The following is a 17,753-nucleotide window of genomic DNA, read 5'->3' on the forward strand; positions in this document are numbered from 1 at the left end:
CCCTTCGGTCTCTGGAGCGGATCAGAGCGCCCGGCGCACCGCGTCGGCCAGTTCGTCCAGCTCGGCGATGCCGAGGTCGGCATGGAACGGCAGGCTCAGCACCGAGCGGGCCAGGTGGTCGGCGACGGGGGTCTGGTCGCGGAGGCTGACCCCGGGCCCGACCGGATTGCTGGCGTAGGCCTCGGCGGCCAGCCGGGCGGCCACGGCCGGGGCGGTCCCGTCGGCCAGCCGCACGACCCAGGCGTCGGACACCCAGCTCACGCCCCAGCCCGGCTGGAAGGCGATCGGCGCGCCCAGCAGCAGCATCCGCAGGCGCTGGGCGGCGGTGGCCAGGCGCAGGCGCTGGCCGGACCAGCCGTCCAGCCCGGCCTCGCCGGCGAAGGCCGGGGCGTCGAGGCGGGCGACCAGTTCGGCGTCCTCGCAGGCCACGAACACCCCGCGTCCGCCCGGCAGGCCGACGATCGCCGGGACCGGGGCCTCCATGACTACGTCGAAGGCCTCGGCGGCGTCGACGACGATCGGCAGGCCGGTCTCGAAATGGAAGGCGGCCCAGGCGGCCATGTCCGGGGTCCGGCCGAAGGCGCAGGTCGGGACGATGGCCTCGATCGGCGGCGGGGCCTCGCCGAGCCGCTCGCGCAGGTGGGCCGGGTCGAACATCCAGCTGTAGGGATCGACGTCGACCAGCCAGGGCCGCAGGCCGGCGGCGGCGATAGCCTGCAGGGTGGCGGCCGAGGCCAGGGCCGAGACCACGCAGACCCCGCCGCGCCGGGCGCCCGAGGCGCCCAGGACGGCGGTCAGGGCGGCGACCCGGGTCGAGACGGCGCGAACGGCGGTGGGGCGGGCGAAGCGCTCGGCCAGCCGGCCGGCCAGATCGGAGGCCAGATCGGGGGCGGGGTCCTGGCGCGGGGCCGGCTTGGCGGCGGCCAGATCGATCGGCTTGGCGAAGCCGGCGCCGCGATCGCGGCTCTCAAGGGACGGCGCGGCTTTGAACTGGGGCTGCATCAGGACGGCGCTTCCGAAGATCGGCTCTGCCCGACGGCATCACCTCATGGTTAAGCAACCGTATCGACTGACTCGGGGGGCGAGCATGCGGCGCGCCGTCGCGGCATTTTTCGCCTCCGAGGACGCGGGCTGGGCAGAAATCGCCCAGGCCTTCCGCAGGGCCGATCAGGCGTCCTTGAAGCCCTTGCCCTCCGTGACCAGCCGCTCCAGCAGGGCCGAGGGCTTGAAGTCGTCGCCCAGCGCAGCCTGGAACTGGCGCATCCGCTCCAGGATCTTGCCCAGACCCTCCAGCTCGCCCCAGAACATCGGGCCGCCGCGATAGACCGGCCAGCCGTAGCCGTTGATCCAGACGACGTCGATGTCGGACGCCCGGATCGCCTTGCCCTCCTCCAGGATCCTGGCCCCCTCGTTGACCATCGGATAGAGGCAGCGCTCGAGGATCTCCTGGTCGTCGATCCGGCGCCGCTCGATCTGCGCCTTGGCCGCGAAGTCGAGGATCACCTGCTCGACGATCGGCGAGGGTCGGGCGACGCGGTTCTCGTCATAATCATAGAAGCCGGCGCCGGTCTTCTGGCCGCGGCGGTCCATCTCGCACAGCACCTCGCGCACCGTCGAACTGCTGCTCTGGGTCGGGTCCCAGCCGATGTCGAGGCCGGCCAGGTCGCTCATCGCGAACGGCCCCATCGGCAGGCCGAAGTCGTAGAGCACGCGGTCGACGTCCCAGGGCATGGCGCCTTCGAGGATCAGCTTTTGCGCCTCGCGCTGGCGCTCGGCCAGCATGCGGTTGCCGACGAAGCCGTGGCCGTTGCCGACCAGCACCGCGACCTTGCCGATCGTCTTGCCCAGCCGCATGGCGGTGGCGATCACCGTCTTGTCGGTGCGGGCTCCGCGGACCACCTCCAGCAGGCGCATGACATTGGCCGGCGAGAAGAAGTGCAGGCCGATGACGCTCTCGGGCCGGCCGGTGGCGGCGGCGATCACGTCGATGTCCAGGTACGAGGTATTGGAGGCCAGGATCGCGCCGGGCTTGGCGATCTGGTCCAGCCTGCCGAACACCTCCTGCTTGATCGCCATCAGTTCGAACACCGCCTCGATGATCAGGTCACAGTCGGCCAGGTCCTCCAGGCGCAGCGACGGGGTCAGCAGGCCCATGCGCCGTTCGACCTCGTCCTCGGTCAGTCGGCCCTTTTTGGCGGTAGCCTCATAGTTCCGACGGATCACCCCGACGCCGCGGTCGAGGTTCTCCTGTTTGGCCTCGATGATCGTCACCGGAACGCCGGCGTTGAGGAAGTTCATGGCGATGCCGCCGCCCATGGTGCCGGCCCCGATCACCCCGACCTTGCGGATCGGCAGCGTCGGGGTGTCCTCGGGGACATCGGGGATCCGGGCGGCCTGGCGTTCGGCGAAGAACACGTGCCGCTGGGCGGCCGACTGGCTGCCGGCCATCAGCTCCAGGAACAGCCCATGCTCCACCTTCAGCCCCTCGTCGAAGGGCAGGTTCACGGCCGCCTCGATGCACTGGATGTTGCGCTCGGGGGCCAGGAAGCCGCGGAACTTGCGGGCGTTGGCCTTGCGGAATTCGGCGAAGATCTCGGGCCGGCCGCGGGCGGCCTCGACCTTGGCGTCGAGATCGCGGACCTTCTTCAGCGGCCGCCGCTCGGCCAGCACGGTCCGGGCATAGGCCAGGGCCCCTTCGCGCAGGCCGCCCTCCTCGACCAGTTCGTCGAACAGCCCCATGGCCAGGGCCGCCTTGGCCGACACGTGCTGGCCGCTGGTGACCATCTCCAGCGCCTTCTCGACCCCGACGATGCGCGGCAGGCGCTGGGTGCCCCCGGCCCCGGGCAGCAGGCCGATATTGACCTCGGGCAGGCCGGCCTTGGCGCTGGGCACGGCGACGCGATAGTGGGCGACCAGGGCCGTTTCGAGGCCGCCGCCCAGGGCCGTGCCGTGGATCGCGGCGACCACCGGCTTGGGCGAGGTCTCGATGACCTGCTGCACCGCCTGCAGCGACGGCTCGACCGGCGGCTTGCCGAACTCGCTGATGTCGGCCCCGGCGATGAAGGTGCGGCCGGCGCAGATCAGCACGATCGCCTTGACGGCCGGGTCGGCGATCGCCGCCTCGAAGGCGGCCTTCAGCCCCTGGCGCACGAGCGCCGACAGGGCGTTGACCGGCGGCGAGTCGAGCGTGACGACGCCGATGTCGCCTTCGACGGAAAGATCGGTGACGGCGTTGATCGCGGCCATGGCGCTTCATCCCTGGGCTTGGCGTTCTTGAGCTTGAACGGTTGTTTGACGCCCAGCCTGCACGAGCCGGCGGCGAAGTCCAGCCCTCCGCTAGGCCGCGCTCTCGGTCAGGGCCGCATAGACCAAGGTCCGCAGCTCGCGGCGGATCGGATAGGTGCTGGACGGCATGAACTGGGTCATGAACACCACCGCCAGGTCCTCGACCGGATCGATCCAGAACGCCGTCGAGGCCATGCCGCCCCAGAAATACTCGCCCAGCGAGCCGATATTCCGGGTCCGGGCCTGGTCGATGGTCATGGCGAAGCCGAGGCCGAAGCCCAGGCCCTCGAACATCGCCTCGGTGAACAGGCCCTTGGACATCTCGACCAGCTCCTTGCCGCCGGGCAGGTGGTTCAGGGTCATCAGCTTCAGCGTCTTGGGACTGACGATCCGCGCCCCGTCCAGCTCCCCGCCGTTCAGCAGCATGCGGCAGAACCGCATATAATCGTCGGCGGTGGAGACCAGTCCGCCGCCGCCCGACTTGACCGCGGGATCGGCCAGATAAGCGCTGGTGGCTGGGTCGTCCTGCAGCACCATCCGGCCCGCCCCGCCCAGGGCGTAGCAGGCGGTGAGGCGGTCGCGCTGGGTCTCGGGCACGAAGAAGCCGGTGTCGACCATCTTCAGCGGGTCGAAGATCCGGGTCTTGAGGAAGGCGTCGAACGGCTGGCCGGAGATGACCTGCACCAGATAGCCCAGCACGTCGGTGGCCACCGAATAGTTCCAGCCCTCGCCGGGCGAGAATTCCAGCGGCACGGTCGCCAGCCGCTCGACGAAGGCCTCGAGCCCGCCCTCGCTGTCGACCCCGTCCAGCTTCAGCTTGCGATAGGCGGCGTCGACATTGCTGCGCTGCTGGAAGCCGTAGGTCAGGCCGGCGGTGTGGCGCAGAAGGTCGATCATCCGAATCGGCCCGGACGCCGGCCGGGTCACGAAACCGCCGAGCACGCCGGCCTGGAAGACCCCGATGTCTTTCCAGAACGGGATGAACCGGTGCACCGGGTCGTCCAGCGCCACCAGCCCTTCCTCGACCAGCATCATGAAGGCGATCGAGGTGATCGGCTTGGTCATCGAATAGATGCGGAACAGGCTGTCGGCCCGGAGCGGCAGGCCCCGCTCGACGTCGGCCAAGCCCAGCACCGAGGCGTGGGCCAGCTGTCCCCGCCGCCAGACCTGGGTCAGGGCGCAGGGCAGCCGGCCCGACGCGATGTACCTGTCCTGGATGAAGGCGTCGATGCGCTTCAGGCGCTCGGACGACAGGCCCACGGCCTCCGGCGTGCTCAAGGTCGCTTCCTCCTGCCGAGCGCCTTGACTCGCGCTCCCGTCGATTGGAGGCCAGGCAAAGGCGGCCGGCAAGCCCCCGCGCGGCGAGACGCCGGCGAGGTCGGACGCCTTGTGACGCCCGCAAGGCTTCCTAAATGGAACAGACCGGTTCGAAGGTCCCGCTTGGGCTGACGAAGAAGGGGGGCGACGACATGGATGACGGCCGGATCGCGAACCCCGCCACCCAGCGCTTCGTCAAGAAGAAGGAAGCGATCCTCGCCGCCGCGACCGCGATCCTCAATCGCCAGGGCGTGAAGGGCATGACCCTGGCCGACGTCGCCGCCGAGGTCGGGCTGATCACCACCAGCGTCACCTATTATTACCGCAAGAAGGATGACCTGGCCGCGGCCTGCTTCATGCGCGGCCTGGAGACCTTCGACGCCATGGCCGCCGAGGCGGGCCGCGCGCCCGACGCGCCCAGCCGGATACGAGCTTTTCTCGACCTCTATCTGGACCTGAACCGCCGCGTGCGGCTGGGCGAGACCACCGCCGTGACCAGCTTCAGCGAGATCCTCGCCCTGAAGGCGCCGCTGCGCGTCCCGGCCGAAAACGCGTACAGTAACCTGTTTCGCCGGGTGCGCGGCTTCTTCGAAGACCCGACCCTCGACCACCTGGACAGGCGCAACCGTAACGCTCGGGCCCACCTGCTGCTGGAACAGGTGCTGTGGTCGGGCTCCTGGCTGCGCCGCTACGACCTGGACGACTACGATCGGGTCCGCGACCGGATGTACGACATCCTGATCCACGGATTGGCGCCGTGGACCCAGGACAGTCCGCGCCGCGACTGGGCCCCCAAGCCCCTGCCCGATCCGACGCCGGCGGCCCCGGAGGGCCAGGAGTGGCGCGAGACCTTCCTGGTCGCCGCCACCCGGCTGATCAATCAGCGCGGCTATCGCGGGGCTTCGGTCGAGGACATCTCGGCCCAGTTGAACGTCACCAAGGGCTCGTTTTATCACCACCATGACGACAAGGACGCCTTGGTGGTCGAGTGTTTCGAGCGCACTTTCGCCGTCACCCGCAAGGCCCAGCGCGACGCGCGAGCCCTCGCCGGCAACGGCTGGGACCAGCTCTGCGCCGCGACCGCGGCCCTGGTTGAGCACCAACTGTCGGAGCATGGTCCCTTGCTGCGGGCTTCGTCGATGAGCGCCCTGCCGATCGAGATCCGCCACGAGGTCGCCCAGGGCTACAACCGCGGCTTCGAACGCCTGGCGGCGATCATCGCCGACGGCGCGGCCGACGGCTCGGTGCGGGCGGTCGATCCGCTGATCGCCGCCCACATGACCAGCGCCATGATCAACGCCGCCGCCTCGCTGGGAATCTGGGTTCCAGGCGTCGAGCGGCGCGAGGCCGGGCGGCTGTTGGCCCGACCGCTGCTGATGGGGGTGCTGACGCCTTAGACGCATCGCTCCATGAAAAATATCGGCGCCCGAATGTCGCAGAGCCGGGGTCCGGTTCGTCATCTCAAGGACGCCGAACGTCGGCATGTCCGATGGACGCAACTGGAGGGTCTTCATGGCGGCTGGCGAACCCGGATCGGCCCGGCGAGATGGTCTCGGCTTCCGCTCCCGCATATCGCTAAACAATTTGACCATTAAGCGACTTAGCTATATCGATGGCGACATGGCGACGGACGACACTGTTTCGACCTACATCGCGTCGTTGGAGGCTCGCGTCGCCGGCGACGCGATCGGTGCGCGCCTGAAGGAAATCTCCGTCCTCACGCGCGGGATCGGCAAGAAGATCGGCGAAACCCTGGGGGTGAATCCCACCGACATGGCGGCGCTGGAACAACTGCTGATGAACGGGCCCCTCACGCCGGGCCAACTGGCCGCCCACCTTAAGGTGACGACCGCCGCCGCCACCCAGATCGTCGACCGTCTTGAGCGGGCCGGACACGTCACCCGCGAACGAAAGGCCGGCGACCGTCGCAAAGTGTTCGTCGTTCCGGCCCATGAATCCGTGGGCCGGGCCTTTCAGGAGTTGGCGCCGATGCTGGACGGATTGGACGGCGTCATCGCCGGTCTCGGCCAGGACGAGCGCCAGGTGGTCGAGCGGTTTCTCGACCAGGTCATCGGCGTCTATCGCACCGTGGCGGGGTTCTCTCCGCCGGCTTCCCCACCCCATTGAAATCATGGCGATCCGTCTTTCAGCGGTTCATCCTCGGGTGCCTCTTGATGAGTTCGATCATGACCTGTGAGCGCCAAGGCCGTCGCCGCCCGCGATCGGGAGCCGCGCTCGCGGCCCTGAGCCTGGGCGGCCTGGCCCTGGCCGGCTGCGTGTCGACGCCGCGCCCCACGCCGGACACCCGCCTGCCCGCCGCCTATGAGGCGCCGGCCGGAACCGCCCTGCCCCGCGCCAGCCTCGATCGCTGGTGGACCAGCTTCAACGATCCGCAGCTGACGGCCCTGATCGACACCGCCCTGGAAAAGAGCCCCGACGCCCGCAGCGCCGCCGCCGTGCTGGACGAGGCCCGCGCCGTGCGCCGGGGCCAGATCCGCCAGCTCTACATCCCCTCGACGCCGCTGACCGGCAGCGCCGGCCGCACCCACACCAAGATCCTCGACCAGACCGTCCCCGCAGGAAGCTTTCCCTTCACCAAGGGCGGCGACAGCGACAGCTACGCCGCCAATTTCGACGTCAGCTGGGAGCTGGACCTGATCGGCCGCCGCCGCGCCGCCCGCCAGGTGGTCGACAACGACCTGGCCGCCGCCCGCTTCGGCTACGAAGGCGCCCGCGCCGCCCTGGCCGCCAATGTCGCCCAGTCCTATTTCGAGGCCCGCGGCCTGGCGGTGCAGCTGGACGACGCCCGTGAAAGCGCGCGGATCAACGGCGGCCTGCGCGACAGCGCCGTCAGGAAGGCCAAAGCCGGCCTGGTCGCCACTTCGGAGGCCGACCGCGCCGAGGCCGACATGGCCCAGGCCGAAGCCCAGGTCGCCGACCTGGAAGCTCAGTTGGCCGCCGCCCGCCGCAGCCTGCTGATCCTGGTCGGCCGCGGGATCGACCCGTTGGCCGACCTGCCGGTCGACGCGGCGCTGGACGCCCCGCCGCCCGTTCCCGCCACCGTGCCCGGCGAACTGCTGGCCCGCCGCCCCGACGTGCGCGAGGCTCAAGCCAAGCTGGCTTCGGCGGCGGGCAATCTGAAGGTCAACGAGTTGGCCCTGTTCCCGACCCTCAACCTGACCCCAGGCGTGGGCCTTTCCAGGAGCGTCTCGCCCAGCTTCGGCGCCGCCGGCGGGACCACCTCGACCACCAGCTCGACCTGGACGGTCGGGGCCAACCTGTCGATCCCGGTGCTGAACATCCCCGCCCTGCTGGCCGACATCGACGCCCAGGACGCCCGCACCCGCCAGGCCGCCATCGCCTATGAGAAGGCCGTGCAGACCGCTTATGGCGAGGCCGAGAACGCCATGGTCCAGCTGGGCGCCGACCAGCGCCGGGTGGCCCTGCTGGCGGCCGGCGAGGCCCGGGCCGAACGCGCCTACGCCGCCGGCCGCAAGGGCTACGCCCTGGGCCTCACCGACCTGACCACCACATTGCAGGCTGAGCAGGCCTGGCGCGCGGCCCGCTCCGCCCTGACCGGGGCCAAGACCCAGGCCCTGCTGCGCGCCGTCCAGACCTACAAGGCGCTCGGCGGCGGCTGGTCGCCCGACGGCGCCGCCCCGACCCAGGTTTCCTCGCAATGAGATCCTCCCCCATGACTACCCGCACCACGCTCGCCGCGGCCCTGCTGATCGCGCCCCTGCTGGTCACCGCGGTCGGCCTGACCGCCTGCGGCCAGAAGGACAAGCCCGCGGCCCAGCCGACCGCCGCCGCGGCTCAGGCCCGCAAGGTCAGCGTCGGGGCCGTCGAGACCCGGCCGCTGGGCGGCGGGGTCGAGGCCTCGGGCCTGCTGGTCTCGCGCGAAGAAGCCGCTGTCGGCTCGGAGCTGTCGGGCTATCGCGTCGCCCGCCTCTACGCCGACGAGGGCGACTATGTCCGGGCCGGACAGCCCCTGGCCCAACTCGACGACACCCTGCTGCGGGCCCAGATCGACCAGCAGGCGGCCGTCACCGCCCAGGCCGAGGCCGAGGCCCGGCGGGTCGCCGATCTCGACGGCCAGGGCGTGCTGTCGCAGGAGCAGATCGAGACCCGCCGCTACACCGCCAAGGCCCAGGAGGCGGCGCTGAAGGAGCTGCGCACCCGGGCCGCGCGGATGACCATCACCGCCCCGGTCGGCGGCCTGGTCCTGCAGCGCGGCGTGCAGCCGGGCCAGATCGCCGGCGGCGGGACCACACCGTGGTTCAGCATCGCCCGCGACGGCCTGGTCGAGCTGGACGCCGAGGTCAACGAGGCCGACCTGGCCGGAATCCGCGTCGGCCAGCCGGTCCAGGTCACCCTGCCCGGCGGCCAGTCGGTGTCGGGCACGGTGCGGCTGATCAGTCCCCGCGTCGACAGCGCCAACCGCCTGGGCAGGGTCCGCGTCCGCCTGCCGGTCCGGCCCGACCTGCGCCCCGGCGGCTTTGGCCGCGCGGTCTTCGGGGCCACCGGCGCGCCAGTCACCGCCGTGCCGGAAGCGGCCATCCGCTATGAGGCCGACGGCCTCTACCTGATGACAGTCGACAGCGGCGACCGGGCCCATCAGGTCGCCATCAAGGTCGGCCGCAAGGGCGGCGGCTGGGCCCAGCTGATCCAGGGTCCGCCGGCCGGAACCCGCGTGGTGCTGGGCGGGGCCTCGTTCGTGACCGACGGCGACCTCGTCCGGCCGACCGCCTCCAGCCAGATGGCTGCGCGCTGATGGCCACGGAACTTCGCGTCTCGGCCTGGGCGATCAAGAACCCGATTCCCGTCGCGGTTCTGTTCATCGCCCTGATCATCGCCGGCCTCGGCTGCTATCTGGCCCTGCCGGTCAAGCAGTTCCCCAATGTCGAGTTCCCCGCCGTGACCGTGACGGTCACCCAGAGCGGCGCGGCCCCCGGCGAGATGGAGACCCAGGTCACCCGCCCGATCGAGGACGCGGTGGCCAGCATCTCCAACGTCAAAACCATCCGCTCGTCGGTGGTCCAGGGCGCCTCGACCACCACCATCGAATTCAACCTCGGCGAGGACCTGCAGAAGGTCACCGACGAGGTGCGCTCCAAGGTCGACCAGACCCGCTCGCTCCTGCCGCGCGAGATCGACGAACCGATCGTCCAGCGCCTGGAGATCACCAGCGCGCCGATCATCACCTACGCCGTCGCCGCCCCGAACATGAGCCCGACCGAGCTGTCGTGGTTCATCGACGACACCGTCACCCGCGCCCTGCAGGGCGAAAAGGGCGTGGCCCAGGTGGCCCGGGTCGGCGGGGTCGAGCGCGAGATCAACGTCATCATTGACACCGACCGCATGGCCGCGTTCGGGATCACCGCGCCGCAGCTGAACCAGGCCCTGGCCAGCTTCAGCGTCGACGCCCCCGGCGGCCGGGCCCGGATCGGCGACCGCGAACAGACCCTGCGCGTGCTGGGCGCGGCCACCACGGTCGAGCAGCTGCGCGGCCTGACCATCCCGATCAGCGGCGGCCGCTATGTGAAGCTGACCGACGTCGCCCAGGTCGGCCAGGGCGCCGAAGAGCAGCGCGGCTTCGCCCGCCTCGACGGCCGTCCGGTCGTCGCCTTCCAGGTGATGAAGACCCGCGATTCCAGCGATGTCGCCGTCGAGGACCGCGTCAAGGCCGCCGTCGACCGCCTGGCCGCCCGCCAGCCGGGCGTCACCTTCGTCAAGATCTTCTCGACCGTCGACGAGACCCGCGCCAGCTTCGCGGCCACCGAGCACACCCTGCTGGAAGGCATGGTGCTGGCCTCGCTGGTGGTGCTGCTGTTCCTGCGCGAGTGGCGGGCCACCCTGATCACCGCCATCGCCATGCCGGTGTCGCTGATCCCCACCTTCGCCTTCATGGCGGTGATGGGCTTTTCGCTCAATGTGGTCACCCTGCTGGCCCTGACCCTGGTCATCGGCATCCTGGTCGACGACGCCGTGGTCGAGATCGAGAACATCGAAAAGCGCGTCGCCCGCGGCCAGAGGCCGTTCCACGCGGCGATGGAGGGCGCCGACGCCATCGGCCTAGCGGTGGTGGCCACCACCTTCACCATCGTGGCGGTGTTCGTGCCGGTGTCCTACATGCCCGGCACGCCCGGTCAGTTCTTCAAGGAATTCGGCCTGACCGTCGCGGTGGCGGTGCTGTTCTCGCTGGTCGTGGCCCGCCTGCTGACGCCGCTGCTGGCCGCCTACTTCCTCAAACCGGCCAAGGACCCGCATCCGCGCAAGCCGTTCGAGGGCTTCTATCGCGGCGCCCTGGACTGGGCGCTCGACCACCGCATTCTCAGCTGCCTGATCGGCGGCGCGATCTTCATCGGCTCGATCATGCTGGCCGGCCTTCTGCCCACCGCCTTCCAGCCGGCCGGCAACGCCAACTATTATTATCTGAAGGTCCAGGGTCCGCCCGGCGCGACCACGGCCGACATGGAGCGCACCGTCCAAGCTGTGACCGCCATGTTCCGCAAGCGGCCCGAGACCGCTCACGTCTTCGCCCAGGTGGGATCGAACATCGGCAGCGGCTGGGGCGGCCAGAGCGGGACCGACATCCGCGACGCCACCGTCACCGTCGTGCTCAATCCCAAGCGCGACCTGACCGTCACCCAGATCAAGCAGGCGGTGCGCGGCGGCTTGCACGACATTCCCGACGCCCGGGTCAACCTGCTGGGCGACTGGGGCACCTCCGACGTCCAGACCATCCTGACCGCCGAGGACGGCCCGCTGCTGGAACGGACCGCCTTGCAGGTGGAGCGCGAGATGCACCGGCTGAGCAGCGTGGCCGATCCCCGCCCGTCCTCGCCGCCGAGCGGGCCCGAGATCATCATCCGGCCCAAGCCCGACGAAGCCGCCCGCCTGGGCGTCAGCGCCGCCGACATCGCCGCCATCGCCCGCGTCGCCACAGTCGGCGACATCGACGCCAATGTCGCCAAGATGACCCAGGGCGAGCGGCGGATCCCGATCCGCGTGCGCCTGCCGGCCGAGACCCGCGCCGACCTCGACGCCCTGGGGGCCCTGCGCATCCCCACGGCCGGCGGCGGCACGACCCGGCTGGACAGCGTCGCCGACCTGTCGTTCCAGGCCGGCCCGGCCAAGATCGACCGCTTCGCCCGCAAGCGGCAGCTGACCATCGAGGCCGACCTCAATAACGGCGCCCTGCTGGGCGCGGCGATGAAGGACGTCGGCAACCTGCCGACCATGAAGAGGCTGCCGCCGGGCGTCGCCCCGGCCACGGCCGGCGACCAGGAGGCCTTCGTCGAGCTGTTCACCGGCTTCGCGGTCGCCCTGCTGTCGGCGGTGGGCCTGGTGTTCGGGGTGCTGGTGCTGCTGTTCCGCAGCTTCTTCAAGCCGGTCACCATCCTGTCGGCCCTGCCGCTGGCGATCGGCGGGGCGTTCTTCGCCCTGCTGGTCACCGGCCAGTCGCTGTCGATGCCGTCGCTGATCGGCTTCCTGATGCTGATGGGCCTGGCGGCCAAGAACTCGATCCTGCTGGTCGAATACGCCATCGAGCAGGAGCGGGCCGGCATGACCCAGCGCGAGGCGATCCTCGACGCCTGCCACGAGCGGGCGCGGCCGATCATCATGACCACCCTGGCGATGATGGCCGGCATGGCCCCGACGGCGCTCGGCCTCGGCACCGGCTCGGAGTTCCGCCAGCCGATGGCGGTGGCGGTGATCGGCGGCCTGATCACCTCGACCGTGCTGTCGCTGGTGCTGGTGCCGGTGGTCTACGAGATCGTCGACGACCTCGAACGCTGGCTGACCCCGAAGCTGTCGCGCTGGACCACCCCGCGCGACGCGCCCGGAACGACGGCGGCCGCGCCGGCGGATCGATTGTAGCTTAGTGTTGCACGCCACTGTCGAGCAGGGCGCTGACCGGCGGTCCGCCCTGGGCCTTGCCGCTGATCGGGTCGCACCAGGAGAAGCGGCCGTTCGGCGCGCTGGTGCGGCGAGCCGCCAGGCCCTGGCTGTAGAGCTCCTGCCCCAGGTCGACGCCGTCTAGGCTGACCGTCGCCAGCTCGCGGTGATACTCGTCGAAGCCGCTGGCCGGCCCGACGCTGATCGTGCGGGCGTCCTTGACCCGGTCGCGCACCTTGTCGACCGCCAGCAGGGCCGCCGTCGCCTCGGCCCAGCAGCGGGCGTCGGGCACGCCCTGCGGCGCATAGGCGTTGGCCAGGCGCACGTGGCGGCCGTCGACGACCATGGCGTCGGCGCTGAGCACTCGCACGCGGTCCCCGAGGCCCGGCGGCACGTTGACCGAGGCCGGCGGGTCGGGCGTCCTCTGACAGCCGGCCAACAGCGCCGCGCTCAGGGACAGGATGGTCAGGACGGTCTTGGTCACGGCGCCTCCAGGTCCCCGTTAGGTAATCACCGCCGCGGCCCCTGGCTAGAGCCTGTCGGGATCAGATGAAATCATCTGATCCCGATGAACAGGCTCTAGATTCAAACATTTAGAGCGCGTTTGGCGGGCGAAACCGCTCACACTTTCGCCCAACGCGCTCTAGGCCGGCGTCACCGCGCCGAACAGCGTGTCGGCGAACAGGTCCAGGGTCTTTTGCGACATCGAGGTGTTGTTCAGGACCACCACGGTCTGGCGGGTGTCGAAGCGGTGGCCGAGCACCGAGCGGTAGCCGGCCGTGTTGCCGGTCTCCCAGCCGGCGGGATGGGGCTTGCCGTCGACCACCAGCGTGCGGATCCGGCCGCCCAGGGCGTAGTGATCGCTGGCGACCTCGATCGTCCTTAGCGCGGTCTGCGAGGCGGCCGACAGGAAGCCGGTGTCGAAGATGGCGTGAGCGGCCTTCATCAGATCCGAGGCGGCGCCGAAATAGCCGCCGGCGGCGGCCATGTAGGGCTGGCGGTCATTGGGGCGGCGCACGGGCGGCGTATCGGCGGTGTAGCCGACCGCGGTGTTCGGCCCGGCGGCGACGGCGTCGTCGGCCCGGAGGGCGTCCAGGCCCAGCGGCCCGAGGGTGATCTCGCGCACGGCCGCCTGGAACGGTAGGCCGGTGACCCGCTCGACGACGGCCAGCACGATGACCCAGTTGGTCATGGCGTAGTCGAACCGGCCGCCCGGCTCGAAGACGAGGTCGCCCTGGCAGAAGCGCTTGAGCGCCTCCGCCGTGCTCAGCCGCGCCTTGACGAGGGTCGGGTCGGCCTTGGCCGCCGGGGTGAAGCCGTTGGGCACGCCGCTGCTGTTGGACAGCAGCCGCCGCAGGGTGATCCTGGCGCCGGTGTCGGCCCGGTAGTCCGGCAGATAGGCGCTGATCGGCGCGTCCAGCGACAGCTTGCCGGCCTCGACCAGCTTCAGCACCGTCACGGCGGTCAGCCATTTGGAGATCGAGGCGATGGCGTAGACGGTGTCGACGGCCGCCGGCCGCCCCGCCTCGATGTCGGCCAGGCCGAAGGCGCGGGCGTAGGTCGGCCGGCCGGCCCGGCCCAGCATGACCACGCCGTTGAAGGCCTGGGCCTTGGCGAAGGCGTCGACGACGGGATGGTCGGGCCCCAGCGGCCGGGCGGCCCGCGCCGCGGCGGGCGCGAAGGTCAGTCCGGCGCCGGCCAGGAGCAGGCAGCGTCGATCGAGCATGGGACCCCCGTCCGCCGGCCTCACGGGCGAGGCCCCGCCACGCTAGGCGACGCGGCGGCGGCGGTCAGCTTAAGGTGTTGTAATGGAGCCATTCGCCCGGTCTTCAGGATGCGGCCACGGCCTGGCCGCCTCACGCGATCTCTCGCTGAGCTATAGGAAAGGGACGCGGAGCGCCGGACGACGTCCGGAGTGTTTGAGTAGTAACCGTTTCGACGAAGCCACCGCTCCGCGCGCTCGTTTTCCGTCCGCGTCCGGTAGGCGGCCCTGTTAAGGCCTAGCCGGACTCCGGAACCCCGCCGTTTCCGACGGGCCCCGGCGACGAGGGCGCGGATCTTCGACACACGCGCTTTATCCCCGTCGACGCCGACGGCGGGCGGGGCCTGCAACGCCAGGCTCCCCGGACACGCTGAAGTAACCCCCTCCAGCCCAGTCCCGCTCGATCGCCCCCCGCCGCCGCATCGGTCGCTGGCCATGCGCCCTTTCCCTGCGACGAGGTGGGATCAGGATAGGGCTGGCGTGAAACGGTGGGGATAAACGATTTTGGCGCGTTGATTTTGCTGGGGAAACACGCCGGAAGAGGCGAGGATAAACGTTTCTCCCTTCCCCCTTGAGGGGGGAAGGTGGCCCCGAAGGGGTCGGATGGGGGTGAACGCGAAGCGTTCTTCTCGCCGCCGGCTCAGCAGTCACCCCATCCCCGGCCCTTCCCCATCCAGGGGGAAGGGAGTCGTTCCGTGCGCCGCCCCCTCTCCGCAAGGCGAGCGCCGCTCATCGGCCGGGGATGAAATAGGCCTGGCGCTCGCCCTCGGCGCGGGAGGCGGTCGCATGGATCTGCAGCAGGTCCTTGCGGGCCAGCAGGCCCACCAGCCGGCCGCTGGCCGGGTCGGTGACGGGGATGCGGCCCAGGCCGGTGGCCAGCATCAGCTCCACCACCCGGGCGACCACGTCGTCGGGATGGGCGGTCGGCAGGGCCGCGTCGGACACCCGTTCGGCGAGGGTCTGTTCCTCCAGCCCGCCCTCGACCCGCCAGGCCAGGGCGTCGGCCCGCGAGACCAGTCCCACCAGCCGGCCGGAAGCCTCGACGATCGGATAGACCTGGTGCTGGCCGCGCTGCAGGACCGCGACGGCGTCGGGGATCGGCAGGTCGGCCGGCAAGGCATCCACCCCGCGCACCATCACCTCCGACACCCGGACCAGCTCATAGGGATCGACGCCGTATTCGCGGGTGACATGCCGTCCGCGGCGGGCGATTTTCTCGGTCAGGATCGAGCGCTTGAGCAGCAGCACCGTGGTGGCGTAGGCGGCGGCCGAGGCCGCCAGCAGCGGCCCGAGCATCCGCCAGTCGCCGGTCAGTTCGACCGCGAAGATCACCGCCGTCAGGGGCGAGCGCATCGTCCCGCCCAGCATCGCCGCCATGCCCAGCAAGGCCCAGAAGCCGGCGTCGCCGGGCAGCACCTGGCCGGCCAGCCAGCCCATCGCCCCGCCCAGGATCAGCAGCGGCGCCAGGACCCCGCCCGAGGTGCCCGACGACAGGGCCACCAGCCAGATCAGCGCCTTGACCGCCAGCAGGACGATCACCGCCTCGACGACCAGATGGCCGGTCAGCAGGTCGCCGATCACGTCATAGCCGACGCCCAGCGCCCGCGGCTCGACCAGCCCGCCCAGGCCCACGCCCAGGCCGCCCAGGGCCGGCCACCACATCCAGTGGATCGGCAGGCGCTCGAAGGCGTCCTCCAGGCCGTAGAGCAGCTTGGTCAGCAGGCCCGACTGCAGGCCGGCGACCACGCCCAGGCCCGCGCACAGGGCCAGGCCCCACCAGGGCAGCGGCAGGTCGGCGGCGAACGGGAACAGCGGGCCGCGCCCGAACAGCAGCGGCCGCCAGCTGGCGGCGGTGACCGCCGCCACGGCCACCGGAATGAAGCTGCGCGGCCGCCATTCGAACAGCAGCAGCTCGACGGACAGCAGCACGGCGGCCACCGGCGTGCCGAAGATGGCGGTCATGCCCGCCGCCGCCCCCGCCACCAGCAGGGTCTTGCGCTCGGCGGCGCTGAGATGGAAGAACTGGGCGAACAGCGAGCCGATCGCGCCGCCGGTCATGATGATCGGTCCCTCCGCCCCGAACGGCCCGCCCGTGCCGATCGAGATCGCCGACGAGATTGGCTTGAGCACCGCGACCTTGGGCGACATCCGGCTGCCGCCGATCAGGATCGCCTCGATCGCCTCGGGAATGCCGTGGCCGCGGATCTTCTCCGACCCGAACCGGGCCATCAGCCCGATGGCCAGGCCGCCCAGCACCGGCGCGGCGACCATCCAGGGCGACGGCGCCAGATGCTCGAGCGAGCGGGACACCAGGTCGAACCGCCCGAACCAGACGAGGTTGGTGGTCAGGGTGATCAGCCGGAGCAGCAGCCAGGCCGCCCCCGTCCCGCCGCCGCCGACCACCAGGGCCATGGCCGCCAGCATCAGCAGGCGGCGGTCGGCGGTGAAGTCGCCCAGCACGCGGCGGGGCGGAACGCCCGTTCCGGCGCTGGACTCGGCGTTGGCGATGGTCATGCTTCCCTCTCGATGCGCTTCGGCGAGAGCGGCAATATGTCGTATTACGATATTTTCCAAGAGGGAATGCGCTTGGACGAGACGACCGGCGATGAAAACGCCCTGACGCACGCCCAGTACGTGGCGCTGGCGGCGTTCCGCTACGAGCTGCGCCGGTTCATGGCGTTCAGCGAGACCGCCGCCCATGCGGCCGGCCTGCCGGCCCAGCAGCACCAGGCGCTGCTGGCGATCGCCGGTTTCGACGGGGCCGACGCGCCGACGGTGGGAACCCTGTCCGACCGCCTGATGATCGCGCCGCACACCGCCACCGAGCTGACCGCGCGGATGGTCGAGGCCGGGCTGATCACCAAGGTCCCGTCGGCGCAGGACCGCCGCAAGGTGCGCCTGGCCCTGACGGCCAAGGCCGAGACGCTGCTGGCGCGGCTGAGCGCGGTGCATCTCGATGAACTGAAGGCGCTGGAGCCCGCCCTGACCGCGGCCCTCGCCCGCCTGGGCCGCGACCCGGCCTGAGCGCAGGGGGAAGGGAGCAATCTCGCAAAGCAAAAGGCCCCGGGTCTCCCCGGGGCCTTCGCTAAGTCAGCTGTAGTCAGAACGCCGAGACTACTCGACGATCTTGGCCACCACGCCGGCGCCGACGGTGCGGCCGCCTTCGCGGATGGCGAAGCGCAGCTTTTCTTCCATGGCGATCGGGGTGATCAGCTCGACGTCCAGCTCGGCGTTGTCGCCCGGCATGATCATTTCCACGCCTTCGCGCAGCTTGATGATCCCGGTCACGTCGGTGGTGCGGAAGTAGAACTGCGGGCGGTAGTTGGTGAAGAACGGCGTGTGGCGGCCGCCTTCTTCCTTGGTCAGGATGTAGGCCTCGGCCACGAACTTGGTGTGCGGGGTGATCGAACCCGGCTTGCACAGCACCTGGCCGCGCTCGACGTCTTCGCGCTTGGTGCCGCGCAGCAGCACGCCGACGTTGTCGCCG

13 protein-coding genes are annotated in these 17,753 nt (G+C 70.7%); 6 read left to right on the top strand and 7 right to left on the bottom strand.

Going from position 1 to position 17,753, the window contains the following annotated elements; translation table 11 throughout:
* Window positions 1-21: 21 nt before the first annotated feature.
* The 3 genes from ACIPQB_RS18915 to ACIPQB_RS18925 all read right to left on the bottom strand — a co-directional run bounded on the left by ACIPQB_RS18915 (window position 22) and on the right by ACIPQB_RS18925 (window position 4,563).
* Window positions 22-1,002: a DegT/DnrJ/EryC1/StrS family aminotransferase gene (locus ACIPQB_RS18915; RefSeq protein WP_446486805.1), complete on the bottom strand. Its 981-nt coding sequence runs from the start codon at window positions 1,000-1,002 to the stop codon at window positions 22-24.
* A 165-nt stretch (window positions 1,003-1,167) separates the two neighbouring features.
* Window positions 1,168-3,246, bottom strand: coding sequence for a 3-hydroxyacyl-CoA dehydrogenase NAD-binding domain-containing protein (locus ACIPQB_RS18920; protein WP_446486806.1), 2,079 nt, complete (start codon window positions 3,244-3,246; stop codon window positions 1,168-1,170).
* Window positions 3,247-3,336: 90 nt separating this feature from the next.
* Window positions 3,337-4,563, bottom strand: a complete 1,227-nt coding sequence (locus ACIPQB_RS18925) for a serine hydrolase domain-containing protein (protein ID WP_446486807.1) — start codon at window positions 4,561-4,563, stop codon at window positions 3,337-3,339.
* 191 nt (window positions 4,564-4,754) lie between these two features.
* On the opposite strand from ACIPQB_RS18925, the gene ACIPQB_RS18930 reads away from it, so the two are divergent.
* The 5 genes from ACIPQB_RS18930 (at window position 4,755) to ACIPQB_RS18950 (ending at window position 12,486) form a co-directional block, all read left to right on the top strand.
* On the top strand, window positions 4,755-5,999 hold the full coding sequence (locus tag ACIPQB_RS18930) for a TetR/AcrR family transcriptional regulator (RefSeq protein ID WP_446486808.1): 1,245 nt from the start codon (window positions 4,755-4,757) through the stop codon (window positions 5,997-5,999).
* A 115-nt stretch (window positions 6,000-6,114) separates the two neighbouring features.
* The gene (locus tag ACIPQB_RS18935; protein WP_446486809.1) at window positions 6,115-6,729 is read left to right on the top strand and encodes a MarR family winged helix-turn-helix transcriptional regulator; all 615 of its coding nucleotides are present in this window, start codon (window positions 6,115-6,117) and stop codon (window positions 6,727-6,729) included.
* 59 nt (window positions 6,730-6,788) lie between these two features.
* A complete protein-coding gene (locus tag ACIPQB_RS18940; protein ID WP_446486810.1) occupies window positions 6,789-8,285 on the top strand; it encodes an efflux transporter outer membrane subunit in 1,497 nt (498 codons plus the stop codon).
* Window positions 8,282-9,376, top strand: a complete 1,095-nt coding sequence (locus ACIPQB_RS18945; RefSeq protein ID WP_446486811.1) for an efflux RND transporter periplasmic adaptor subunit — start codon at window positions 8,282-8,284, stop codon at window positions 9,374-9,376. The genes ACIPQB_RS18940 and ACIPQB_RS18945 overlap by 4 nt, the downstream gene beginning before the upstream one ends.
* Complete coding sequence (locus ACIPQB_RS18950) at window positions 9,376-12,486, top strand: efflux RND transporter permease subunit (RefSeq protein ID WP_446486812.1); 3,111 nt, start codon at window positions 9,376-9,378, stop codon at window positions 12,484-12,486. Before ACIPQB_RS18945 ends, ACIPQB_RS18950 begins: the two co-directional genes overlap by 1 nt.
* A gap of 1 nt (window position 12,487) precedes the next feature.
* Here ACIPQB_RS18950 and ACIPQB_RS18955 read toward each other — a convergent pair whose 3' ends face one another.
* The 3 genes from ACIPQB_RS18955 to ACIPQB_RS18965 all read right to left on the bottom strand — a co-directional run bounded on the left by ACIPQB_RS18955 (window position 12,488) and on the right by ACIPQB_RS18965 (window position 16,780).
* Complete coding sequence (locus ACIPQB_RS18955; protein ID WP_446486813.1) at window positions 12,488-12,988, bottom strand: thermonuclease family protein; 501 nt, start codon at window positions 12,986-12,988, stop codon at window positions 12,488-12,490.
* A gap of 159 nt (window positions 12,989-13,147) precedes the next feature.
* Window positions 13,148-14,230: a serine hydrolase domain-containing protein gene (locus ACIPQB_RS18960; protein ID WP_446486814.1), complete on the bottom strand. Its 1,083-nt coding sequence runs from the start codon at window positions 14,228-14,230 to the stop codon at window positions 13,148-13,150.
* A 765-nt stretch (window positions 14,231-14,995) separates the two neighbouring features.
* Window positions 14,996-16,780 (bottom strand): chloride channel protein, encoded by a 1,785-nt coding sequence (locus tag ACIPQB_RS18965; protein WP_446486815.1) that lies wholly within the window; start codon window positions 16,778-16,780, stop codon window positions 14,996-14,998.
* Window positions 16,781-16,852: 72 nt separating this feature from the next.
* On the opposite strand from ACIPQB_RS18965, the gene ACIPQB_RS18970 reads away from it, so the two are divergent.
* A complete protein-coding gene (locus ACIPQB_RS18970; protein WP_446486816.1) occupies window positions 16,853-17,290 on the top strand; it encodes a MarR family winged helix-turn-helix transcriptional regulator in 438 nt (145 codons plus the stop codon).
* Between the two features lie 90 nt (window positions 17,291-17,380).
* Here ACIPQB_RS18970 and ACIPQB_RS18975 read toward each other — a convergent pair.
* The coding region (locus tag ACIPQB_RS18975) for an EF-Tu C-terminal domain-related protein (protein ID WP_446486817.1) at window positions 17,381-17,753 on the bottom strand (373 nt) is incomplete at its 5' end.

Source organism: Caulobacter sp. LARHSG274, from assembly GCF_052871235.1.